General features: G+C 72.0%; 20 protein-coding genes. 9 read left to right on the top strand and 11 right to left on the bottom strand.

Features of this window, described 5'->3' with window-relative positions:
- Nucleotides 1-43 precede the first annotated feature (43 nt).
- The 9 genes from HNP84_RS07505 to pyrG form a co-directional block, all read right to left on the bottom strand.
- Nucleotides 44-1,126 (bottom strand): prephenate dehydrogenase, encoded by a 1,083-nt coding sequence (locus HNP84_RS07505; RefSeq protein WP_312924077.1) that lies wholly within the window; start codon nt 1,124-1,126, stop codon nt 44-46.
- A gap of 55 nt (nt 1,127-1,181) precedes the next feature.
- Nucleotides 1,182-1,541 (bottom strand): chorismate mutase, encoded by a 360-nt coding sequence (gene aroH / locus HNP84_RS07500; protein WP_185048651.1) that lies wholly within the window; start codon nt 1,539-1,541, stop codon nt 1,182-1,184.
- Between the two features lie 46 nt (nt 1,542-1,587).
- Complete coding sequence (locus HNP84_RS55885; RefSeq protein WP_185048650.1) at nt 1,588-3,381, bottom strand: pseudouridine synthase; 1,794 nt, start codon at nt 3,379-3,381, stop codon at nt 1,588-1,590.
- Nucleotides 3,378-3,995, bottom strand: a complete 618-nt coding sequence (gene scpB / locus HNP84_RS07490) for an SMC-Scp complex subunit ScpB (RefSeq protein WP_246517915.1) — start codon at nt 3,993-3,995, stop codon at nt 3,378-3,380. The genes HNP84_RS55885 and scpB overlap by 4 nt, the downstream gene beginning before the upstream one ends.
- Nucleotides 3,988-4,818 (bottom strand): segregation and condensation protein A, encoded by an 831-nt coding sequence (locus HNP84_RS07485; RefSeq protein ID WP_185049003.1) that lies wholly within the window; start codon nt 4,816-4,818, stop codon nt 3,988-3,990. The genes scpB and HNP84_RS07485 overlap by 8 nt, the downstream gene beginning before the upstream one ends.
- Before the next feature lie 40 nt (nt 4,819-4,858).
- Complete coding sequence (locus HNP84_RS07480; RefSeq protein WP_185048649.1) at nt 4,859-5,806, bottom strand: ParA family protein; 948 nt, start codon at nt 5,804-5,806, stop codon at nt 4,859-4,861.
- A 177-nt stretch (nt 5,807-5,983) separates the two neighbouring features.
- Nucleotides 5,984-6,934, bottom strand: a complete 951-nt coding sequence (locus tag HNP84_RS07475) for a tyrosine recombinase (protein ID WP_185049001.1) — start codon at nt 6,932-6,934, stop codon at nt 5,984-5,986.
- A gap of 32 nt (nt 6,935-6,966) precedes the next feature.
- Complete coding sequence (locus HNP84_RS07470; RefSeq protein WP_185048648.1) at nt 6,967-7,602, bottom strand: NUDIX domain-containing protein; 636 nt, start codon at nt 7,600-7,602, stop codon at nt 6,967-6,969.
- 8 nt (nt 7,603-7,610) lie between these two features.
- Nucleotides 7,611-9,281 (bottom strand): CTP synthase, encoded by a 1,671-nt coding sequence (gene pyrG, locus HNP84_RS07465; RefSeq protein WP_185049000.1) that lies wholly within the window; start codon nt 9,279-9,281, stop codon nt 7,611-7,613.
- 157 nt (nt 9,282-9,438) lie between these two features.
- On the opposite strand from pyrG, the gene HNP84_RS07460 reads away from it, so the two are divergent.
- From HNP84_RS07460 to HNP84_RS07440, 5 genes are all read left to right on the top strand, one after another.
- Entirely contained in the window at nt 9,439-10,101 is a 663-nt protein-coding gene (locus HNP84_RS07460) for an acyltransferase (protein WP_185048647.1), read from the top strand.
- A gap of 226 nt (nt 10,102-10,327) precedes the next feature.
- Complete coding sequence (locus HNP84_RS07455) at nt 10,328-11,461, top strand: NAD(P)H-dependent flavin oxidoreductase (RefSeq protein WP_185048646.1); 1,134 nt, start codon at nt 10,328-10,330, stop codon at nt 11,459-11,461.
- A gap of 250 nt (nt 11,462-11,711) precedes the next feature.
- Complete coding sequence (locus HNP84_RS07450) at nt 11,712-12,308, top strand: DUF4126 domain-containing protein (RefSeq protein ID WP_185048645.1); 597 nt, start codon at nt 11,712-11,714, stop codon at nt 12,306-12,308.
- Nucleotides 12,309-12,566: 258 nt separating this feature from the next.
- The gene (locus tag HNP84_RS07445; protein WP_246517914.1) at nt 12,567-13,256 is read left to right on the top strand and encodes a hypothetical protein; all 690 of its coding nucleotides are present in this window, start codon (nt 12,567-12,569) and stop codon (nt 13,254-13,256) included.
- 4 nt (nt 13,257-13,260) lie between these two features.
- Entirely contained in the window at nt 13,261-13,842 is a 582-nt protein-coding gene (locus HNP84_RS07440) for a Uma2 family endonuclease (protein ID WP_185048644.1), read from the top strand.
- A gap of 3 nt (nt 13,843-13,845) precedes the next feature.
- Here the strand turns inward: HNP84_RS07440 and HNP84_RS07435 are convergent, their stop codons facing one another.
- On the bottom strand, nt 13,846-14,337 hold the full coding sequence (locus tag HNP84_RS07435; RefSeq protein ID WP_221335972.1) for a hypothetical protein: 492 nt from the start codon (nt 14,335-14,337) through the stop codon (nt 13,846-13,848).
- A gap of 233 nt (nt 14,338-14,570) precedes the next feature.
- On the opposite strand from HNP84_RS07435, the gene HNP84_RS07430 reads away from it, so the two are divergent.
- Nucleotides 14,571-15,239 carry a GNAT family N-acetyltransferase gene (locus tag HNP84_RS07430; protein WP_312924072.1) on the top strand — a complete coding sequence of 223 codons (669 nt, stop codon included), beginning with the start codon at nt 14,571-14,573 and terminating at the stop codon, nt 15,237-15,239.
- 769 nt (nt 15,240-16,008) lie between these two features.
- Here the strand turns inward: HNP84_RS07430 and uvrB are convergent.
- Nucleotides 16,009-18,114: an excinuclease ABC subunit UvrB gene (gene uvrB / locus HNP84_RS07425; RefSeq protein ID WP_312924071.1), complete on the bottom strand. Its 2,106-nt coding sequence runs from the start codon at nt 18,112-18,114 to the stop codon at nt 16,009-16,011.
- Nucleotides 18,115-18,309: 195 nt separating this feature from the next.
- On the opposite strand from uvrB, the gene HNP84_RS07420 reads away from it, so the two are divergent.
- From HNP84_RS07420 to HNP84_RS07410, 3 genes are read left to right on the top strand one after another with little or no spacing between them, the layout of a single operon-like run.
- Nucleotides 18,310-19,986 carry an SPFH domain-containing protein gene (locus HNP84_RS07420; RefSeq protein ID WP_185048643.1) on the top strand — a complete coding sequence of 559 codons (1,677 nt, stop codon included), beginning with the start codon at nt 18,310-18,312 and terminating at the stop codon, nt 19,984-19,986.
- The gene (locus HNP84_RS07415) at nt 19,983-21,239 is read left to right on the top strand and encodes an SPFH domain-containing protein (protein ID WP_185048642.1); all 1,257 of its coding nucleotides are present in this window, start codon (nt 19,983-19,985) and stop codon (nt 21,237-21,239) included. Before HNP84_RS07420 ends, HNP84_RS07415 begins: the two co-directional genes overlap by 4 nt.
- A 45-nt stretch (nt 21,240-21,284) precedes the next feature.
- Nucleotides 21,285-22,058 carry a sporulation protein gene (locus HNP84_RS07410; RefSeq protein WP_185048641.1) on the top strand — a complete coding sequence of 258 codons (774 nt, stop codon included), beginning with the start codon at nt 21,285-21,287 and terminating at the stop codon, nt 22,056-22,058.
- Nucleotides 22,059-22,066 lie beyond the last annotated feature (8 nt).

The raw sequence follows: 22,066 nt of genomic DNA, 5'->3' as shown, positions 1-22,066 counted from the left end.
CGTTCTCGCTCAGCCCGTGCGGTTCACGCGCACGGCGTCGGATTCAGGGGACGTGCCAGCCGTGGGCGCGCAGCGCCTCGGCCAGGGGCTCGGCGGCCTGGGGGTGCACGAACAGCTCGGCCGCGCCCAGCGGCAGCCCGCGCGCGTGCTCCAGCCGGACGTCCTCGATGTTGACCCCGGCCTCCTCGGCCACCTGGAACAGCCGGGCCAGCTCGCCCGGACGGTCGCCGACGAGCACCTGCACCGTGACGTAGGTCTTGGCCGGGCCGCCGTGCTTGCCGGGTATGCGCCCGGTGCCCGCCACGCCGCGCCGCAGCAGCTCGGTCACCCGCGCCATCGCCTCGTCCCGCGAGGACGCGGCCTCGCGCAGCGCGGCCGCGGCGGCGTTCAGGTCGGCGGCCACGGCCTCCAGGACCTCGGCCACCGGCAGCGCGTTGCCGGACAGGATGCCCGTCCACAGCGCCGGGTCGCCGGCCGCGATCCTGGTCACGTCGCGCACGCCCTGCCCGGCCAGGCCGAGCGCGGTCTCCGGCGCCTCCGCCAGCCGCGCCGCGACCGCCGAGGCGGTCACGTGGGGCGCGTGCGAGACGACGGCCACCGCGCGGTCGTGCTCCTCGGCGTCCACCCGCACGGCCTCGCCGCCGCACAGCTTGATCACGCCGAGCAGCGTCTCCACGGCCTCGGGGGAGGTGGCCGCGGTCGGGCAGTACGCCCACGGGCGGCCCAGGAACAGGTCGGCGCGCGCCGCCGCCGGGCCGGAGCGCTCGCGCCCGGCCAGCGGGTGGCCCGCGATGTAGGAGGCGGTGTCGCAGCCCAGGCGCACGGCCTCGGCCAGCGGCAGCGCCTTGACGCTGGCGACGTCGGTGTAGTGGCGTGCCGCGCCCTGCCGTTGCAGGGCCAGCAGCTCCCCGGCGACGTACTGCGGCGGCACCGCGATCACCGCGAGGTCCACCGCGGGGCCGCCCGGAACCCACTCGACCCCGGCGCCCAGCTCACGGGCCAGCCGCACCGCGCCGGGGTCGCGGTCGGCCAGGTGCACGGCGACGTCGTGCTCGCGCAGCGCGAGCGCCACCGACGTGCCGATCAGTCCGGTCCCGACGATCAGGACGCTCTCGACGGCGCTCACGCCACCACCCCGGGCCCAGCCGGGCCACGGCCGCCGATCCTGGTGCATCTCCGGCTCACTGGGCGATGTCCACCCTCAGCGCGACCGCGCCCCGCAGGTACACGTGCTGGATCTCCTGGCGGGGCCGATCGACCTCGACGTGCGCCATCAGGCGTACGACGCGGGGCAGCGCGCCCGGCACGTCGATCTCGGTGGCGCAGATCAGCGGCACGTCGTGGAAGCCGAGCTTGCGCGCGGCCAGCGCGGGGAACTCCGCGGTCAGGTCGGGCGTCGCGGTGAAGATCACGCTGATCACGTCCTCGGTGGTCAGCCTGTTGCGCTCCATCACCTCCGTGACCAGCTCGGTCACGCCGGCGAGGATCGCCTCACGCTCGTTCGCGTCCACCTGGATCGCGCCGCGGATCGCCCGCACCATGTCCGTCCCCTCAAGTTCCCGAATGCCGGTTGCGTGTCCGGAAAGGTTACAGCCCGACGGCGGCGTACAGCTCGCCCACCTCGCGCAGCGAGAGCGAGCGCACCGTGCCGGACTTCAGCCGTCCCATCTTGACCGGGCCGAACTCGATCCGGGCCAGGTCGATCACCGGGTGGCCGACCTCGGCCAGCATCCGCCGCACGATGTGCTTGCGGCCCTCGTGGATCACGATCTCGACCAGCGCCTGCTGCCCGTGCTCCTGCACCACGGAGAAGTCGTCGACCTTGGCCACCCCGTCATCCAGCGGGATGCCCCGCTTCAGACGGCGGCCCAGGTCGCGCTCGATCGGGCCGGGCACCTTGGCCCAGTACTTCTTCTGCACACCGTAACTGGGGTGGGTGAGCCGGTTGGCCAGCTCACCGTCGTTGGTGAGCAAAATCAGGCCCTCGGTCTCGGTGTCGAGCCTGCCGACGTGGAACAGCCGCTCGGTGCGGTCGGCCACGTAGTCGGCCAGCGACGGCCGCCCCTCGGGGTCGGACATCGTGCTGACGACGCCGATCGGCTTGTTGATGGCGAAGTACACCAGGTCGGGCGCGGTGGGGATGCGCTTGCCGTCCACGTGGATGACCTGCTTGGCCGGATCCACCCGGGCGCCGAAGCGGCGCACCACCTGGCCGTCCACGGTCACGCGGCCCTCGCCGATCATCTCCTCGCACGCCCGGCGGCTGGCCACGCCCGCCTGGGCGAGCACCTTCTGCAGCCGCACGCCGTCGGGCACCTCGGTGGTGTCGCGCTCGTCGGTGTAGCCCTCGGGGAAGTGGTCGGGGTCGCGCAGCGGCTGGGCGTCGGTCTTGAACGCGTCACGCGCCCGCGCCGGGGCCCGGTCGCCGCCCGAGGGACGGCCGGTGGCCCCGTGACGGTCGCCGGGACGCTCGTCCCGGCCGCCCTGCCGCCGGGCGTCGCGGTCCCACTCGCGGGCCCGCCCGCCGCCGAAACGGGCGCGGACGCCTCCGCTCCCGCCGGCGCCGGCCCGGCCGCCGCCGATGGTCTGCACGTCGTCACGGCGCCGGTCGTACCGGCCGCCGCCGCTCCTGGCGTCATCGCGGCCGCGGTCGTACCGGGCGCCGCCGACGGTCCTCACGTCGTCGCGGCCCCGGTCGTACCGGCCGCCGCCGCTCCTGGCGTCATCGCGGCCGCGGTCGTACCGGGCGCCGCCGCGCGGGCCGTCGTCGTCGCGCCTGCCGTAGCGGCTGCGCGAGCTCTCCTCGTCGCGGCGGGAGTATCCGCCGCGCGCCCCGGCCCGGTCGGCCCGGAAGGCTCCGCGGTCGCGGGCACGGTCACGATCGCGGTCGCCGTACCGGTCGCGGTCGCCATACCTGTCGCGGTCGCCATACCGGTCGCGGTCGCCGTACCGGTCGCCGCGGTCACGGGGACGGTCGCGGTCGCCGTACCGGTCGTCGCGGCCGCGGCCGGACCCGTCGCGGAACGTGCCGCCGTCGCCGGAGCCGCGGTAGGCCGGGCGGGCGGGCCCGGAGCCGCCGCGGAAGTCGCGGGAGCCGCGGAAGTCGCCCGAGCCGCGCTGGTCGCGGCGGTCGCGGGAATCCCGGGAGTCTCGCACGTCGCGCGAGTCGCGGAAGTCTCGGGAACCGCGCTGCTCGCGGGAGCCGCGCGGGTCGCGCGCGTCGCGGCGGTCGCGGTCCTGCCGGCCGCCGCCACGGCCGTAGCCCTCGCGGGCTCCGGCGCGGCCGGCGCGGAGGCCGCCGCGTGCGTCGGTGCCGCCCGCGCGGCCCGTGGTCCGTCCTCGACCGCGTCCATCACCGGACGGGGTACGTCTGTCGTTCACTTGCTCTCCTCTAGGGATTCCACGTCGTCTGGCAGGAACGGGGCGAGATCGGGCAACTCATCGAGGTCCCGCAGCCCCATCCGCTCCAGGAAGTAGGAAGACGTCCGGTAGAGCACGGCTTGGCTCTCCGGGTCGGTGCCGGCCTCTTCGACCAGGCCCCGGGCGACGAGGGTGCGCATGACCCCGTCGCTGTTGACACCGCGGATCGCCGCCACCCTGGCCCGGCTCACCGGCTGCCGGTAGGCGACCACGGCCAGGGTCTCCAGGGCGGCCTGGGTCAGCCGCGTCTGCTGGCCGTCGCGGACGAACCGCTCGACCACCGGCGCGCAGTCGGCCCGCGTGTAGTAACGCCAGCCGCCCGCCACCTGTCTCAAATCGAAACCCCGTCCGGTGGCGGAGTATTCCGCGGCCAGTTCGCGCAGGGCCGCGGCCACCTCGTGGGTGGGCCGTTCCAGGACCTGGGCCAGGGTCACCTCGGCGACCGGCTCGTCCACGACGAGCAGGATCGCCTCCAGGGCCGCGTGCAGCCCCGGCTCGGCGACGCCGGCCGCGCCGGGTGCGGGCTCGGGGGCGGGCTCGGGGGCGCCGCCGTCGTGCATGGGACCGTCACTCATCGGACCGCTTCTTCTCCGCGCTCTCGTCGTAGTCGTCGGCCACCGCGACGTCGCCGTCGTCGCTGCCCGTCCAGGTCACGTGCAGCTCCCCGAGGGGTTCGAGCTGCTCGAAGCTCACCGCGGCCTCGCGGAACAGTTCGAGCACGGCCAGGAAACGCGCGACGATCTCGTACGTCCCGGCGCAGTCGGCGACGAGCGCCCGGAACGTGGCCCGGCGCACCCGCCTGAGCCGCTCGACCAGGATAGCCGCTTGCTCGCGCACGCTGGCGAGCGGCTGATAGATGTGCGCGGTGGAGACCGAGGGCGGGAGCTTGGGCCGGAACGCCTTGGCCGCGATCTTGGCGAGCTGCTCGGGCCCGATGCCGAGCACCAGCTCCGGCAGCAGGTTGGCGAACTGCGGCTCCATCGGCACGATCCGCGGGAAGCGCAGCGCCTCCGCCGCCATCCGCCCGGAGAAGATCTTGGCGACCTCCTTGTACGCGCGGTACTGCAGCAGCCGGGCGAACAGCAGGTCGCGGGCTTCGAGCAGGGCGAGGTCCTCCTCGTCCTCGACCTCGCCGGAGGGCAGCAGCCGGGCCGCCTTGAGGTCGAGCAGGGTCGCCGCGACGAGCAGGAAGTGGCTCGCCTGGTCCAGGTCCCATTCGGGGCCGCGGGAGCGGATGTAGGCGATGAACTCGTCGGTGACCTTGGACAGGGACACCTCGGTGATGTCCAGCTTGTGCTTGGAGATCAGGGCGAGGAGCAGGTCGAAGGGGCCCTCGAAGACGTCCAGGTGCACCTGGAACGCGTCGGGCCTGCCCGCCGGCCGTTCCTCCGCCGCCACCCCGCCGTCGCCGCCCCCGACCGGGCCCACGGCGGGGCCGTCAGGCACCGGGGTCCGGCCACCTCGCCAGGACCTCCCTGGCCAGCTCGCGGTAGGCGCTGGCGCCGAGGGAGGAGGAGTCGAAGCTGGTGATCGGCTCGCCGGCCACGGTGGCGTCGGGGAACCGCACCGTGCGGTTGATCACGGTGTGGAACACCTTGTCGTCGAACGCCTCGACGACGCGGGCCAGCACCTCGCGGCCGTGCAGGGTGCGCGCGTCGTACATGGTGGCCAGCAGGCCCTCGATCACCAGGCCCTCGTTCAGCCGCTCCTTGACCTTGGCGATGGTGTCCATGAGCAGGGCGACGCCGCGCAGCGCGAAGAACTCGCACTCCAGCGGCACCATGACGCCGTGGGCGCAGGTGAGCGCGTTGATCGTGAGCAGGCCCAGCGACGGCTGGCAGTCGATGAGGCACACGTCGTAGTCGGGCAGCAGCGGCTTGATCACCCGGCCGAGCACCTGCTCGCGGGCGACCTCGGTGACGAGCTGGACCTCGGCCGCCGACAGGTCGATGTTGCTGGGCAGCAGGTCCATGCCGTCGACGTTGGTCTTCAGCAGGACGTCCTCGGCGGTGACGCCGCGCTCCATCAGCAGGTTGTAGACGGTGAGGTCGAGCTGCAGCGGGTTGATGCCGAGCCCCACGGACAGGGCGCCCTGCGGGTCGAAGTCGACCAGCAGCACCTTCAGCCCGCACTCGGCGAGCGCGGCGCCCAGGTTGATCGTGGTGGTCGTCTTCCCGACGCCGCCCTTCTGATTGACCATCGCCACGATCCTCGCCGGTCCGTGCGTGGTGCGCGGGCGCGGCTCGGGGAACGTGGGGCGGGGGCGCCCGGTCGGACCGAGGATTCCGCCACCGTGCGGGGGCGCGGCGGTCTTGGTGTCACCCCAGGGGTTGTCGGGGGTGCCGGGGGTCGTTTCCCGGCCAGAACCGTCGGTGGTCAAAGTCACCAGATGAACCTCCCTGACGGCCCCGAACCGGACCGTCCGGACGGACACTATGGCGTCAGCACGTATGCGGCAAGGCGGCGCGCCCGCAGGCACTGGATCGCCAGGCCGCGCGGCGCCGGAGCCGTACGCGCTGTGATCGATGTTCGCGCTGCTCGATCAATAGTAGATCACTTGTGGTCAGCGCCGGACGCGGGGGCGCGCCGCGGCGTAGACCTCGCGGAGCCGGTCGACCGTCACCTGCGTGTAGACCTGGGTGGTGGTCACCGAGGCGTGGCCGAGAAGCTCCTGGACAACCCTAACGTCCACACCCCCGTCCAGGAGGTGAGTTGCGAACGAATGTCGCAAGATATGTGGCGAGACCCCGGCCAGGCCGGCCCGCTCGGCGGCGGCCTGGAGCACCTCCCAGGCGCCCTGGCGGGTCAGCCGGCCGCCGCGGGCGTTCAGGAACAGCGCCTGGGTGCCACGGCCGTGCGCGGCCAGAAGCGGCCGGGCCCGGGTGAGGTACGCCTCCAGCGCCCGCCTGGCGTAACGGCCCAGGGGCACGGCCCGGGTGCGCCCGCCCTTGCCGCGCAGCCGCACCACGGCGGTCTCGCCCTGCCCGCCGGGCCCGTCGTCTCCGCCCGGCCCGGCGTCGTCCACGGCCAGGCCGACGGCCTCGGAGATGCGCGCGCCGGTGCCGTACAGCAGCTCAAGCAGGGCCCGGTTGCGCAGGGTCAGCGGGGCGCCGTCGGGGCCCGCGGCGGCGAGCAGCCGCTCGACCTCCTCGACGCTGATCGCCTTGGGCAGCGGGCGCAGGCCGCGCGGCGAGCGCACCTCGTGGGCCGGGTCGTGGGCCGCCGCGCCCTCGCGCAGCGCGAAGCGGTGCAGCCCGCGCACGGCCGAGACCGCGCGCGCCGCCGAGCCCGCGGCCAGCGCCGGGTGCTCGGCGTCGCCCTCGCGCAGCGCGTCGAGGAAGGCCACCACGTCGTCCTCGCCGACCTCGCGGAAGGTGTGCCGGCCGCGCTCGCGCAGGTGCTCGACGTAGCGGCGCAGGTCACGCCGGTAGGAGGCGAGGGTGTTGGCGGCCAGCCCGCGCTCCACCGCCAGGTGGGCGAGGTAGCTGGAGAGCACGGCCTCCGTCTCGCTCAGCGCCCCCACCTCCCGTCATGCCGCGAGTCACGTCACGCCTCGGGGGCGTCGGCGGGGCGCAGCGAGGCGAACCCGCCGGCCGAGGCCGCGTATGCGGCGAGGATACCGGCCACGGCCGGAGAATTGTGGATCTCGCCCGCGAGCGCCTTCTCCACGGCCTCTGCCAGCGGAATCCACACCACCGGCATGTCGATCTCCTCGTGGTGGTGCTCGAAGTCGCGCTCATGCTCGGGGATCTCGCTCAGTCCCCGGGCCAGGAAGACCCGGATGCGCTCGGAGGTCATCCCGGGCGAGGAGAACAGATCGACCAGGGTGTGCCAGGTGGTGGCCCGGTAGGCGGCCTCCTCGGCCAGCTCGCGGGCCGCGGTCTCGACGGGCGGCTCGCCGTCCACGTCGCGGATGCCGGCCGGCAGCTCCCACAGCAGGTGGCGTACCGGGTGGCGGTACTGGCGCAGCAGCAGCACCCGGTCGTGCTCGTCCAGCGCGAGCACCGCGACCGAGCCGGGGTGGACGACGTAGTCGCGGTCGGCGACGGCGTCGGCCGGCATGCGCACCGTGTCGGTGCGCACGCCGATCACCCGGCCCCGGAACCGCTCCTCGGTGCCCAGGACCTCCCACTCCTGCGGGGTGTCCACGACCTTCACCCGCTCGTCCCCTCCCGGGTTCATCGGCCGGCTCACTTGCCCCGCGCCAGCTTGGCGGCCTCGCCGCGCGAGTCGGCGTACGCCAGCGCCGCCGCGACCAGGCCCTTGAACAGCGGGTGCGGCCGGGTCGGGCGGGAGCGGAACTCGGGGTGGGCCTGGGTGCCGACGAAGAACGGGTGGACGTCCTCGGGCAGCTCGGCGTACTCGACGAGGCGGCCGTCGGGCGAGAGCCCGGAGAAGACCATGCCCGACTTCTCCAGCCGCTCGCGGTAGGCGTTGGCGACCTCGTAGCGGTGGCGGTGGCGCTCCTCGACCCTGGCCTTGCCGTACAGCTTGCGGGCCAGGCTGCCCTCCACCAGATTGGCCGGGTAGAGGCCGAGCCGCATCGTGCCGCCCATGTCGCGCTCGCCGGCCACGACGTCCTCCTGGTCGGCCATGGTGGAGATCACCGGGTGGGCGGCGTCGGGCTCGAACTCGGCGCTGTTGGCGCCCTCCAGGCCGGCGATGTTGCGGGCCGCCTCGATCACCATGCACTGCATGCCCAGGCAGATGCCGAGCAGCGGGATCATGTTCTCCCTGGCGTGCTTGACCGCGCCGACCTTGCCCTCGATGCCGCGCACCCCGAAGCCGCCCGGCACGAGCACGCCGTCCACGCCGTCCAGCTCGCGGGCCGCGCCCTCCTCGGTCTCGCAGTCGTCGCTCTTGACCCAGCGGATGTTGACCCGCACGTCGGCCGCGAAGCCGCCCGCGCGCAGGGCCTCGGTGACGCTGAGGTAGGCGTCGGGCAGGTCGATGTACTTGCCGACCAGGGCGATCGTGACCTCCTTGGCCGGGCGGTGCACCCGGCGCAGGAGCTGGTCCCACTCCTTCCAGTCGACGTCGCGGAAGGGCAGGCCGAGACGGCGCACGACGTACGCGTCCAGGCCCTCGGAGTGCAGCACCTTGGGGATGTCGTAGATGCTGGCGGCGTCGATCGCGCTGACGACGGCGTCCTCGTCCACGTCGCACATCAGGCTGATCTTGCGCTTGAGGCTGGTGGTGATGGGCCGGTCGGAGCGGCAGACGATCGCGTCGGGCTGGATGCCGATGCTGCGCAGCGCGGCCACGCTGTGCTGGGTCGGCTTGGTCTTCAGCTCCCCGCTCGGGCCGATGTAGGGCAGCAGCGACACGTGCAGGAAGAAGCAGTTGTCGCGGCCGACCTCGTGCCTGACCTGGCGCACGGCCTCCAGGAACGGCAGCGACTCGATGTCGCCGACGGTGCCGCCGACCTCGGTGATCACGACGTCCACGTCGGGGCCCGCCATGCCGCGGATGCGGTCCTTGATCTCGTTGGTGATGTGCGGGATCACCTGGACCGTGTCGCCGAGGTACTCGCCGCGGCGCTCCTTGGCGATGACGTTGGAGTAGACCTGGCCGGTGGTGACGTTGGCGGAGCCGTGCAGCTCGGTGTCGAGGAAGCGCTCGTAGTGGCCCACGTCGAGGTCGGTCTCGGCGCCGTCGTCGGTGACGAAGACCTCACCGTGCTGGAACGGGTTCATCGTCCCGGGGTCCACGTTGAGGTAGGGATCGAGCTTCTGCATCGTGACCCGCAGGCCACGGAGCTTGAGGAGGCGCCCCAGGCTGGAGGCGGTGAGGCCCTTGCCCAGACTGGAGGCGACGCCGCCGGTTACGAACAGATGCTTGGTTTGTGCGGCGCTGCGCAAGAGGGCTCCCGTGGTCGTCTCGATCGCCGGCCCGCCCGTCGGGCGGCCTCCAATGTCCACGGGCTCTCAGATTATCAAACAACGCGCGCCACGTGCCTTAACGGGTAGGCACGGGCAGGTTTCCCTCTGGTATGACCTAGCGGTAATTTGGCCCCTTATGGTACTGCGACATGTCCTGCGGCGGGCCGCCGGCGCGCTGATCCACCGCGGCTGGGCCGCCATCCGCGCGGCCGGCGCCGTGACGCCGCGCACCCCGGCCGGATACCGGTTCCGCCGCCTGGGCGAGGGCGCGTGCCTGTCGTTCCCACTCGGCGCGATCTTCGGCGAGACCTACATCGAGATCGGCGAGGGCACCCTGGTGGGCGAGCGGGTGTCGATCTCGGCCGGCATGGGCCCCGGCCTGGACCTCGGCCCCAACTCGGTGGTGCGCATCGGCCGCGGCTGCTCCATCGGCCGCGGCTCCCACATCGTGGGCCACCAGTGGATCGACATCGGCGACGACGTGTTCACCGGACCATACGTCTACATCACCGACCAGAACCACGTCTACGACGACCCGGACGTGCCCATCGGACGGCAGTGGCCGCGTAACAACCCGGTGACGATCGGCTCCGGCTCCTGGCTCGGCGCCGGAGCGATCATCCTGCCCGGCACCCGCCTGGGCCGGAACACGGTCGTCGCGGGCGGCGCGGTGGTGCGCGGCGAGTTCCCCGGCCACTGCGTGCTGGCCGGCGTCCCGGCCCGGATCGTGCGCGAGCACACCCCCGGCCTGGGCTGGCACTCCCCGCTCCACCCGGGCCACACGACCGACGTGGCGTAGGGCCCGCGTGCTCGTCGGGCGGGCGTAGGTGCCCGCGCGCTCACACACAGGCGCAGACCCGCGCGTGCTTACAAATAGGCATAGGCAGGCACAGACAGGCACAGGCAGGCCCCGCGCGTGCGCTCGTAGACAGGGACAGGCAGACCCGAGCGTGCTTGCAGGTGCAAGTGCGGCTGCAAGTGCACAGACCCTGGACCCGGCGCCGCCCCGGAGTTACGGTCGGCCCATGCGGACCCCGATCTGTGCGCGTTTCGGCATCGACTTCCCGCTGTTCGCCTTCAGCCACTGCCGGGACGTCGTCGCGGCGGTGACGAACGCGGGCGGGTTCGGCGTGCTCGGCGCCACCGGGTACTCGCCGCAGCAGCTCGACGCCGAGCTGCGGTGGCTGGACGACCGCGTCGGCGGGCGGCCGTACGGGGTAGACGTGCTCGTGCCCGGCAAGATCGACGCGTCGGTCGCCGACCGCGACTCCCGGCTGATGGAGCACATCCCCGAGCGGCACCGCGACTTCGTCGCCCACCTGTTCAACAAGTACGCCGTGAGCAGCATCGACCCCGTCACCGGCTCGTTCTCCGCGCACGCCGACGAGTTCGGCCGCCGGGTGACCGCCGAGGGCGCCACCGGACTGATCGAGGTCGCGCTCAAGCACCCGATCGGCCTGATCGCCAGCGCCCTCGGCCCGCCGCCGCCCGAGATGGTGAGCCTGGCGCGCGAGGCTCACGTGCCCGTGGCCGCGCTGGTCGGCTCCGTCGAGCACGCCCGGCGGCAGGTCGCGGCCGGGGTGGACCTGATCGTGGCCCAGGGCTGCGAGGCCGGCGGGCACACCGGCGAGGTGTCCACCATGGTGCTGGTCCCGCAGGTCGTGGACGCGGTGGACGTCCCGGTGCTGGCCGCCGGCGGCATCGCCTCAGGCCGGCAGATGGCCGCCGCCCTGGCCCTCGGGGCCGAGGGCGTGTGGTGCGGCTCGGTCTGGCTCACCACCGAGGAGGCCGAGACCCCGCCCGCCGTCAAGCGCAAGATGCTCGCCGCCACCTCGCTCGACACCACCCGCTCCCGCTCCCGCACCGGCAAGCCCGCCCGCCAGCTCAAGTCGGCCTGGACGGAGGAGTGGGACGAGGCCACCGAGAGCCCCGGCCCCCTGCCCATGCCGCTGCAGATGCTGATCGCCGAGAGCGCGATGGCCCGGATCTCCCGTTCGGCCGAGTTCGGCAACGAGGGCGCGCAGAAGCTCGCCAACTACTTCGTCGGCCAGGTGGTCGGCCAGCTCAACCAGGTCAAGCCGGCCCGCCGGGTCGTGTACGAGATGATCGCCGAGTTCGGCGACGCCCTGGCGCGCCTGAACCGCATGACATCCACCTGACCGCCGTCCCCACTCCCCCAGGCTCCTGAACCGCATCCCACGCGCCCGACCGCCGACCCCGCCTCCCCCAGGCTCCTGAACCGCATCACACCCGCCTGACCGCCGCCCCGCCTCCCCCAGGCTCCTCCCCCGAACTCCTCCCCCAGGCTCCTCCCCCTCCTCCCCTGCCTCGGATCGGCATGCGCACCGAGCGCCCGGCCCCGCAGCCGCCCCGGCACCGGGTAGAAATGGGGGCGGGGGTGGTGCCCGCATGCTCGCGACGCTCACCGGGCTCGGTCTGTCCACGGCCGCGGGGCTCAACGCGTACATTCCGCTGCTGGTCGTCGGCCTGCTCGCCAACTTCACCGACGCGGTGCGGCTGCCGCAGGGCTACGAGTGGCTGGCGAACGGGTGGGTGCTGGCCATCGTCGCGGTCCTGCTGGTGGCGGAGTTCGTGCTGGACAAGGTGCCGGTGGTGGACCACGTCAACGACATCATCCAGACCGCCGTGCGCCCGGCGTCCGGGGGCGTGGTCTTCAGCGCCACCTCCGCCGCCGCCGAACTCGACGGCTCGGCCTGGATGGCGGAGCACCCCTGGGCCGGCTGGCTGCTCGGCATCGTCCTGGCCCTGATCGTGCACGCGCTCAAGTCGGCCGCCCGGCCCGTGGTCAACGCCACCACGGCCGGTGCGGGCGCCCCCGTGGTCAGCACCGTGGAGGACGCGGGCTCCCTGGGCCTGAGCCTGCTGGCGGTCTTCCTGCCGGCGCTGGTCCTGGTGGCGCTGGCCGCGCTCGCCTTCCTGGCCTGGCGCCTTTGGGCCCGCCTGCGCCGCCGGCGGCGGCAACGGGCCGCGTCCGCGCCATTGTGATCATGTGCCCGGTGACGCCCGGCAGCGCCGGCTCCTCCTCCGTACGCCGCGCCGCCGCGAGCACCAGCGCCCGCCGCTCCGGGTCGTCCGGCCAGGCGTCGATCCCGCCGATCAGCCAGTAGGCGCCTTCGAGGCCGAACCGGCGCGCCCCCGGCCGGCCCGGCGTCCGGGTACAGCGGGCCGGGGAGTCGTGATGGCCGAGGATGTCCCGGTCGATCAACTCGTCCATCCGTCCGCGGTGCCAGACGGATATGGTGGATGGCATCTGCATCGACCGGCGCCACTCGGCCCCTTGGCGCCGCCATCCGCGCGGGACGGGAGGTGTCCACGATCGACACGCTCATCATGATCATCCTGGTGATCTTCCTGATCTTCCTGGTCGTCGGCGGCGTCGGGCTCTACTTCGCGATCAAGCTCGGCAAGGCCGCCACCCGCAAGGCCCGCCAGGCGATCCCCAAGATCGCCACCCATGTCAACGCCATGGGCACGGGCGAGGCCGCCGAGGCCGAGCGCATGCGGGTCAACCTCCGCCGCGAGGTCCAGATCACCCGCCAGGCCGTGGACCAGGCCGTACGCGAGGGATGGGGCCTGGGCGAGCTGCCCACCCTGGTCGCCGAGGTCGCCAAGCACGCCGACCTGCTCGACAGCCAGCTCGGCACCTACGCCCAGCAGCGCCGCGCCACCGGCCTGATCGACCACGTCGGCCTGGACCGCCTGCGCGACCACCACACCAAGCTCATCACCACCTGCGCCCGGATCCGCGCCGACCTCCTCAACGACCAGCTCGCCCACTCCGCCACCGGCCTGGCCGACCTCCAGGGCCGGACCGACCTCGAACTTGAGGCCCGCCGCTCCGCCCCCGACCCCCTGGACGAGATAGACGAGCTCTACCGCCGCACCCTCCAGCACAACCCCCCGAAGGACCAGCCGGGCGACTACAAGATGTGACACCATGCCTCCGGTGAGCGATCACACGGAGAGCCGCCGCACGACCACCGGGCTTCCCGACTGGTTCTTCCCCGGGCCTCCCGGCGGCTGGACCGCCGAGATGCTCGATCACCTCGAGCTGATCGACGGAGCCCTCGTCATGAGACCGCCTCAGACCTGGTTCCACATGCTGGTCCTCAGACTCCTGGAGCGGGGCATCCGGCCTCCCGCCGACCTGATGGTGGTCCGGGAGATGACGGTGACCCTCGGCATGCGCCAGCGTCCGGAGCCGGACATCATGCTGGTCCGGTGCAGCGCGGTCACGACCAGCGTCACCTCGTTCGAGCCGCAGCACGTGCACCTGGTGGTGGAGGTCGCGTCACCGGAGTCGCTGGACCGCGACCGCACGACCAAGCCCATCAAGTACTCCACCGCCGGGATCAAGTACCTGTGGCGGCTCGAAGAGGATCAGGGCCTGGTCGCCTACACTTACGAGCTCGACCGGGCCGTCAAGGCGTACGTCCCGACCGGGGTCCACCGCGGCAGGCTCAAGACCGACATCGGCTTCCCGGTGGACATCGACTTGGACCTCGACGCCGTGAGGTAGCGGCTACGAGCCGGTGAAGAGGGTGGGGGCCAGCTCGGCGTACGTCGCGCCGCGGTTGATCCGGGCCCGCAGGGCCTGGGCCTGCGCGGTCGTGGGCAGGCGTCCGGCCATCAGGTGGGGCAGGTTGAGCCGCCATCCCAGTACGGTCGCCGCCGACTGCCGGTGCGGCGCCCGCAGCACCGAGAACCCGACCCGGATCGCGTGCTCGTTGCCCGGCGGCACCCCCGGCCGGTCGATCTCGATCGCCGAATAGCGGAACCCGTCGGCCAACTGGCACGGCCCGCACCCCAGCGGCCCCCGCCCGAGCGGCCCTCCGCACTCGGCACACCCGAGCAGATCCAGCGCCGCGTCCACCACCCGCCACGGGTGCCGATCCGGCTCGTCGGCCACCATCCGCGCCAGCTCCACCTCCTCCTCCGCAGGCAACTCCCCGGCCGAGAAGCCCTCCGCGCTCAGAAAACGGCCCCACGCACCGGCGAGCTCCCGCGTCAGCAACGCCGCACAACTCCCGCACCCCGGCGGCCCGCCGTACTCGGGGCACCCACACTCATCACACACCCGCACGCCAAACCCTCCTCAGTCCATGCCACCGGCCACACCCCAGCATCGCGCCCCCACCCCCCGACACGCACAGCGCACCCCAAAGCACGGCCACGTGAATCGCCCACTCGCCCGCACCGACATGCCGATGACAATCCTGATCTCGGTCAGTAATTCGGTTGCGTGGCGTGGACTTGGTCGTCATGATCCGGCCCGTGCTTTCCGCGCTGTGGCCCCAATACGGCCTGACCATCTTCACCCCACGACTTGAACTCCGCCTGCCGCGGGAGGAAGAACTGGCGGCACTGGCACATCTGGCGGCCAAAGGCGTGCACCGGGCAGACGAGCGCCCGTTCCTGACTCCGTGGACCGAGGGCGGTCCCGAGGATCGCGCACGGTCTGTGCTCCAAGGACACTGGAGCCGGCTCGCGGGATGGAGCGTGGCGGCGTGGCAGCTCGGACTCGGGGTCTTCCACCACGGCCGACCGCTTGGCGTGGTCACGCTTCGAGCCCGCGATTTCCTCGTCGTCCGGGAGGTCACAACGTCCTCGTGGCTGGGCATCGAACACCAAGGCAAGGGCTACGGAACCGAGGCTCGGGTGGGCCTGCTCACCCTGGCCTTCGACCACCTCGACGCACGTGCTGCGCGTACCGAGGTGTTCCAGGACAACCACGCCTCTCAGGGCGTGTCCCGCAAGCTCGGCTACGAGCACGACGGCATCTCGGTGGACGCCCGCGGTGACGAGGCCCTCGTGTCCGATCGTCTACGGCTCACCAGGCAGAAGTGGACTCAGCAGAACCGGCCCCCGGTAAGGGTTGACGGGATGACAGCGTGTCGTGCGATGTTCGGCCTCTGACACCAAAGTGACCGGTACCACCGCATGCCCTGGGGGTCGGCGGGTCAGGCGGCCATTGTGGCAGACGACGCGCGGTACTCGCGACCTGGCCTGCGCAGGAAGCGCCGGTAACCGCGCAGAAGGCAGAAGGGCTGCGCCGGGTGCGATGCGTGCCCCCTCAGCACCAAACATCCGCACGATGCGCGGGTGCGGTGTGTGCCCCCTCAGCACCGAGCATCCGCATGGTCCGACGGTGCGATCCAGTGCCGCCGCCGCACCGAGCGCCCGTATGGTGCACCGATCACGGCTGTCCGTCCCGCACCCTCCGCCGCCGCATCTGCCGCACTTCGGCACCCTCGGCCCCTGTCCCGGGGTGCGTGCCGCATCGGGAGGGAGCACGCCGACAGTCGGCGCACCTCCGCAGCCTGCCGAGCCCGCACGACCTCCCCAGCTTCCGTGGGCGAGCAGCCAGGACCCACCCGTACCGGCCAGAACCATCGCCGGCCAGGCGCTCCACGGCTATAAGGGCGACCCGACGGCGGCAGTGCCAGGGATGCCGCGGTCCCGCGGAGGCCGCAGACCCGAGAAGGCCCCAGACCCGAAGAAGGCCCCAGACCCGAGAAGGCCCCAGACCCGGGGAGGCGGGCCGGGCGGCACTCTGGGTATCGCGCCGGTCGCCTCGTGGCCGAGCGCGCGCTCGGGCGGTGCTCCGCCGGCGGGGTGGGCAGGGCGGGCGCGGCGGCGGCCCCTGGTGTCAGGGGCCACCGGTCACGGGCGGGTGGGGTGAGGGTCAGGAGACGCCGGCCTCCTTCATGTCTCTCAGTTCGCGCTTGAGTTCCTTGATCTCGTCGCGGAGGCGGGCGGCGACCTCGAACTGGAGGTCGGCGGCGGCCTGGTGCATCTGCTCGGTCAGGGACTCGATGAGGGATTCGAGCTGGGCGCGGGGCATCTCGCCGGCGATGGCCTTTGCGTGCTGGCCGGCCTGCAGTGCGACGCCGGGGACCGGGGCCTTGCCGCGGCTCTGGGTGCGGCCGCCGCCGAGGACGGTGGCGGTGTCGGCGTCTTCGCGGGCGATCTGGTCGAGGATGTCGGCGATCTTCTTGCGCAGGGGCTGCGGGTCGATGCCGCGCTCCTGGTTGTAGGCGATCTGCTTGGCGCGGCGGCGGTTGGTCTCGTCGATGGCCCGCTGCATGGACGGCGTGACGGTGTCGGCGTACATGTGGACCTGGCCGGAGACGTTCCGGGCCGCGCGGCCGATGGTCTGGATCAGGGACGTCTCGGAGCGCAGGAAGCCCTCCTTGTCGGCGTCGAGGATGCTGACCAGCGACACCTCGGGCAGGTCGAGGCCCTCGCGGAGGAGGTTGATGCCGACCAGGACGTCGAACTCGCCGAGGCGCAGCTCGCGCAGCAGCTCGATGCGGCGCAGGGTGTCGACCTCGCTGTGCAGGTAGCGGACCCGGATGCCGAGTTCGAGGAGGTAGTCGGTGAGGTCTTCGGCCATCTTCTTGGTCAGGGTGGTGACCAGGACCCGCTCGTCGCGGTCGGCTCGCTCTCTGATCTCGTGGATCAGGTCGTCGATCTGGCCCTTGGTGGGCTTGACCACGACCTCGGGATCGACCAGGCCGGTGGGGCGGATGACCTGCTCGACGACGTCGCCCTTGACCCGGCCCAGCTCGTACGGCCCCGGGGTCGCGGACAGGTAGACGGTCTGGTCGATGCGCTCCAGGAACTCCTCCCACTTCAGTGGGCGGTTGTCCATCGCCGAGGGGAGCCGGAAGCCGTGCTCGACCAGGGTGCGCTTGCGCGAGGCGTCGCCTTCGTACATGGCGCCGATCTGCGGGACGGTCTGGTGGGACTCGTCGAGCACCAGCAGGAAGTCCTCGGGGAAGTAGTCGAGCAGGGTGTTGGGCGCCGAGCCGGGGCCGCGGCCGTCGATGTGGCGGGAGTAGTTCTCGATGCCGGAGCAGGTGCCGATCTGGCGCATCATCTCGATGTCGTACGTGGTGCGCATGCGCAGCCGCTGGGCCTCAAGGAGCTTGCCCTGCCGCTCGAACTCGGCCAGGCGTTCCTCCAGCTCCTTCTCGATGTCGCGGATCGCGCGCTCCATGCGCTCGGGCCCGGCGACGTAGTGGGAGGCGGGGAAGATGTACAGCTCGTCGTCCTCGGTGATGACCTCACCGGTCAGCGGGTGGAGGGTGGCGAGCTTCTCGATCTCGTCGCCGAACATCTCGATGCGGACGGCGAGCTCCTCGTACTGCGGGATGATCTCGATGGTGTCGCCGCGCACGCGGAAGGTGCCCCGGGTGAAGGCGTGGTCGTTGCGGGCGTACTGCATGTCGACCAGGCGGCGCAGCAGGCGGTCGCGCTCGACCTCCTGGCCGACCCGCAGCCGGACCATGCGGTCGACGTACTCCTGCGGGGTGCCCAGGCCGTAGATGCACGAGACCGAGGCGACCACGATGGTGTCGCGGCGGGTGAGCAGCGAGTTGGTGGCGGAGTGGCGCAGCCGCTCGACCTCCTCGTTGATCGAGGAGTCCTTCTCGATGTAGGTGTCGCTCTGCGGGACGTACGCCTCGGGCTGGTAGTAGTCGTAGTAGGAGACGAAGTACTCCACCGCGTTGTTGGGCATCATCTCGCGCAGCTCGTTGGCGAACTGGGCGGCGAGGGTCTTGTTGGGCTGCATGACCAGCGTCGGGCGCTGCAGCCGCTCGATCAGCCAGGCGATGGTCGCGGTCTTGCCGGTGCCGGTCGCGCCGAGCAGGACGGAGTCCTTCTCCCCCGCCCGCACCCGGCGCTCCAGCTCGGCGATCGCCTGCGGCTGGTCACCGGACGGTGTCATCTCGGTGACGACCTGGAAGGGCGCCACCCTGCGCTGCAAATCTGTAACCGGCCTCACGGCTTCACTGTATGGCGCGCGACCGACAGAATCCGAACGGTGCGCCGATCCGCCCCGGACGCCGGCCGTCAATCCGCCCGCAAGCGTCCCGCAAGCCAGGTCCACTTTACTGAAAGTGACGAAATGAGTATACGCACGACTACATATCGTGATATATCCAGCCTTTTCGGATGTTTCACCTCGGAGGTGTGATGCATGTCCCGACCACGACAGGCCATGTTGCAACAGGCCATGGGCGTGGCCCAGGCGGTCGCCCAAGGGGGTGACCCCCGGGCGTCCGTCGGGCAGGCCGTCGAAGGGCTGGTCGGCCAGGTCCAGGAGCAGATGCAGCAGGGCGAGCGCGCCTTCCGGCTCGACCCGCGCGACTTCGCCGCCGCCCGCGACCAGACCGCGTCGGCGGGCACGCTGATCGAGGCGCGTACGGCCTCGCTGGCCGAGGCCGGCGAGATCATCAACCGCAGCTTCGCCGGCAAGGGCCCCGACGGGGAGCCGGTCCACGTCATCTCCCCCGTCGTCATCCCCAAGAGCGGCGCGGCCAAGCTCGTCGTCCCGCTCGTGGTGCTGGTGGCGCTGGGGGTGGTCGGGCTGGTGGCCAACGGCCTGCCCATCGCCGGATCGACGCTGTTCGGCCCGCACTACTGGGTGGTGCTGGCGCTCGCGGCGGCGTTCCTGTGGTGGCGGCGGGGCGTGGTCATGGTCCCCGAGGGGTGCCGCGCGCTGATCACCAAGTTCGGCAAGCTGGAGCAGATCGCCGAGCCGGGCCGGGTGACGCTGTTCAACCCGTGGAAGCGGGTCAGCTACATCGTCAACACCACCCGTGAGTACCCGTTCAACGCGCCGATCCGCGAGGCCCCCACGCAGCAGGGCGTCAAGGCCAGCGTGGACCTGTTCCTGCAGTTCCGCATCGAGGACCCGGCGGAGTTCATCTTCGTGCTCGGCTCGGTGAGCGGCTTCCAGGCCAAGCTGCAGAACGCGATCAGCGAGGTCACCCGGAGCCTGATCTACGCCCAGCGCGCCGAGGAGATCTACGACCTGGTCGGCGAGAGCACGCACGGCATGCTGGAGAGCCTGAACCAGCAGTTCCTGCCCGCCGTGCGGCTGACGGACGTGAACATCACCCACGCCGAGCCGTCCAGCCAGGAGTACCGCATGGACCTCGCGGCGCCCGAGATGGTGCGGGTCGCCAAGGAGGCCTACACCTACGAGTACGAGCTGCAGCTCCGCAAGGAGCAGAACGAGGGCGACCTGACCAAGGAGCTCGCCGGGCTGCAGGAGACGCTGTCGGCGATCCACGCCGAGATCGCGGGCTACCAGGCGCAGATGGACACCGCGCTGGAGCGGGCCTCGCACCAGGCCAAGGCGCAGGCCGGGCAGCGGCTGGTGGAGGCCGAGAGCACGGCCAAGGCCAACTCGGCGCTGCTGGAGGCCCAGGCGCTGGACATCCGGGCGCTGTCGGCGGCCGAGGCGCCGGAGATCCTGGACTACCGCTTCCAGACCGACCTGCTGGACAAGCTGGAGGGCGTGGCCTCCCGGCTGCCGCGGGTGGTCCAGGTGGGCGACACCGCCGACATCGACTTCCTGGCGCTGGCGCGCCAGCTCATCGGCGGCAAGGACGCGGTGCTGTTCACCGGCGAGGACATGGCCGCGATCCGGGCCAGGACCAGCGAGATCAAGCGCCGCGTCGCCGAGCGCGAGGCCGAGATCGCGGCCCTGCTCGCCCCGCCGCCCGCCGCGGCGGCCCCCGCGCCGGCCCCCGAGGCCGAGCCGCCCGCGATGGCCGGCCCTCCCCCCGAGGAGCCGGTGCTCGCCCTGGACGAGCCCACCACGCCCACCCGCAAGGCCCCCGTCCCGACCCCTGAGGAAGACCGATGAACCGCGAATTCTCCAAGATCAAGGAGTCGCTGGCGGGCTGGTCCGAGATCCGCCAGTTGCTGCGCGGCGGCGAGCAGGGCCAGCTCGTGCCGGTGGTCATCCCCAAGGACCGGCGCGGGTTCGCCTGGGTGGCGCTGCTGTTCGTCGCGCTCTACCTGGCCGGCATGGCCGCGCTCGGCGACTCCGCCGTACGCGTGGTGGCCGGCGTCGGCGCGGTGCTGTTCCTCCTCGCCGCGCTGGTGTGGATGTGGCGCAGGTCGATCATCGAGATCGAGCAGGGCACCACCGGCGTGCGCAGCCGGTGGGGCGCGATCACCGGCACCCTGGACCCGGGCCGGCACTACCTGTGGCTGCCGTGGGACCGGGTGGACGCGGTCGTGGACACCTCCACCGAGATCCCCTACACCGCCCCCATCACCGCCTGCCCGACGGCCGAGAACGTGCCGCTGAAGTCGATCGAGTTCTTCCTGAAGTTCCGCATCGTGGACCCGGTGGCGTTCGTGCGCACGATCGGCGCGGGCAACTTCGACCTGGTGCTGTCCAGCGCGGTCCAGGACGCGATCCGCCAGCGCAGCCGCCTGGTGCACACCGAGCGGGCCTACGACCTGCGCGGCTCGGACGTGGGCGACATGCAGGACGCGCTGAACCGCCAGCTCGGCAGGTACGGCGTGCGGGTGACCGGCTCCAACATCCCCGACGTCCAGCTCCCCGACCAGTACCAGCAGCACCTCGCCACCCGGGAGAAGGTGGCCAAGGAGCTGTCGGCGTACGAGCGGGAGTGGGAGCTGACCAGGAAGCGGCGCATCGACACGCTGCTGATGGAGATCGAGCGGGCCAAGAAGACCCGCGACGCCCGCATCGTCGAGGTCAAGGCCGCGCACAACAAGGCGCGCAAGGACGTGGCCCGCATGCTGGAGGAGCACGAGACCGAGGCGCAGCGGGTGCGCTGGGAGATCGAGGCGCGCGGCCGGGCCGAGCTGACCTCCGCCGAGAACGAGGCCAAGGCGCTGCGCCGCCTGGCCGAGTCGTACCGCGACAACCGCGCCGTGCTCCAGTACGAGCTGGCGCGCCGCCGCCTGGACGTGGGCGCCCGGCTCACCGAGAACGCCCCGCAGCCGATCGTGGTCAAGACCGCGGGCGGGTCGGGCGAGTCGTCGGCGCTGTCCACGCTGCTGCTCGCCCAGCTCCTGCCCCAGATCTCCACCGGGAACGGCCACGCCAGGCCGTCCGTTCCGACCAATGACGCCAACTGACCGCTCTCACCTTTAGATCACACCCTCACCCTCTGGAGATGCCCGATGGTCTTCCGCAAGCTCATGGCCGCCTTCGGCGCCGGTGTCGAGGTCGACACCGTGCTGCAGAACTCGAACGTACGCCCCGGTGAGATCCTGCGCGGGGAGGTGCACTTCAAGGGCGGCTCGGCCGACCACAAGGTAGACGGCATCTTCATCGACTTCACCGCGGTCGTGGAGGTCGAGAGCGGCGACAACGAGTACCAGACCACCTACAGCTTCCTGCGCCAGCAGGTGGCCGGCCCGTTCCAGCTCGCCTCGGGCATGGCCCAGTCGGCCAGGTTCGAGATCCCCGTGCCGTGGGAGACCCCGATCAGCGCCATCGCCGGGCACCCGCTGCGCGGGATGCGCCTGGGCGTGGCGACCGAGCTGGCGCTGGCCGGCGCCCTGGACAAGGGCGACCTGGACCCGCTGTTCGTCAACCCGCTGCCGGCGCAGGAGTACCTGCTGCGGGCGCTGGACGACATGGGCTTCGGGTTCAAGAAGGCCGACCTGGAGCGCGGCACGCTCCGCGGCTCGCGCATGCCGTTCTTCCAGGAGATCGAGTACTACGCGGGCGGCCAGTGGCGGCGCCACTTCAACGAGCTGGAGCTGACCTTCATCGCGGGCCCGCAGTCGATGGACGTCATCCTGGAGGCCGACAAGCGCGGCGGCTTCCTGAACTCCAGCCACGACACCTACAACCGGTTCACCGTCCGCTACGACGACAACCCGGGCACGGCGCACCAGGCGCTGGAGCGCGGCCTTGAGGCCATGGCCCGCCACCGCGGCTGGTTCTAGCCGTCCCA

This window comes from Thermocatellispora tengchongensis (genome assembly GCF_014202315.1).
In the GTDB taxonomy this organism is placed as follows: Bacteria; Actinomycetota; Actinomycetes; order Streptosporangiales; family Streptosporangiaceae; genus Thermocatellispora; species Thermocatellispora tengchongensis.
The sequence above is the reverse complement of the archived record's forward strand: the minus strand, read 5'-3'. Positions and strand labels throughout refer to the sequence as shown.

What these genes read in the sequence shown, in the direction of transcription:
- HNP84_RS07440 (WP_185048644.1), top strand. Translation starts at nt 13,261, where the DNA reads ATGCCTCCGGTGAGCGATCACACGGAGAGCCGCCGCACGACCACCGGG.
- HNP84_RS07445 (WP_246517914.1), top strand. Translation starts at nt 12,567, where the DNA reads ATGGCATCTGCATCGACCGGCGCCACTCGGCCCCTTGGCGCCGCCATC.
- scpB (WP_246517915.1), bottom strand. Translation starts at nt 3,995, where the DNA reads ATGAGTGACGGTCCCATGCACGACGGCGGCGCCCCCGAGCCCGCCCCC.
- HNP84_RS07415 (WP_185048642.1), top strand. Translation starts at nt 19,983, where the DNA reads ATGAACCGCGAATTCTCCAAGATCAAGGAGTCGCTGGCGGGCTGGTCC.
- HNP84_RS07450 (WP_185048645.1), top strand. Translation starts at nt 11,712, where the DNA reads ATGCTCGCGACGCTCACCGGGCTCGGTCTGTCCACGGCCGCGGGGCTC.
- HNP84_RS07420 (WP_185048643.1), top strand. Translation starts at nt 18,310, where the DNA reads ATGTCCCGACCACGACAGGCCATGTTGCAACAGGCCATGGGCGTGGCC.
- HNP84_RS07410 (WP_185048641.1), top strand. Translation starts at nt 21,285, where the DNA reads ATGGTCTTCCGCAAGCTCATGGCCGCCTTCGGCGCCGGTGTCGAGGTC.
- HNP84_RS07460 (WP_185048647.1), top strand. Translation starts at nt 9,439, where the DNA reads ATGGTACTGCGACATGTCCTGCGGCGGGCCGCCGGCGCGCTGATCCAC.
- HNP84_RS07455 (WP_185048646.1), top strand. Translation starts at nt 10,328, where the DNA reads ATGCGGACCCCGATCTGTGCGCGTTTCGGCATCGACTTCCCGCTGTTC.
- HNP84_RS07470 (WP_185048648.1), bottom strand. Translation starts at nt 7,602, where the DNA reads ATGAACCCGGGAGGGGACGAGCGGGTGAAGGTCGTGGACACCCCGCAG.
- aroH (WP_185048651.1), bottom strand. Translation starts at nt 1,541, where the DNA reads ATGGTGCGGGCGATCCGCGGCGCGATCCAGGTGGACGCGAACGAGCGT.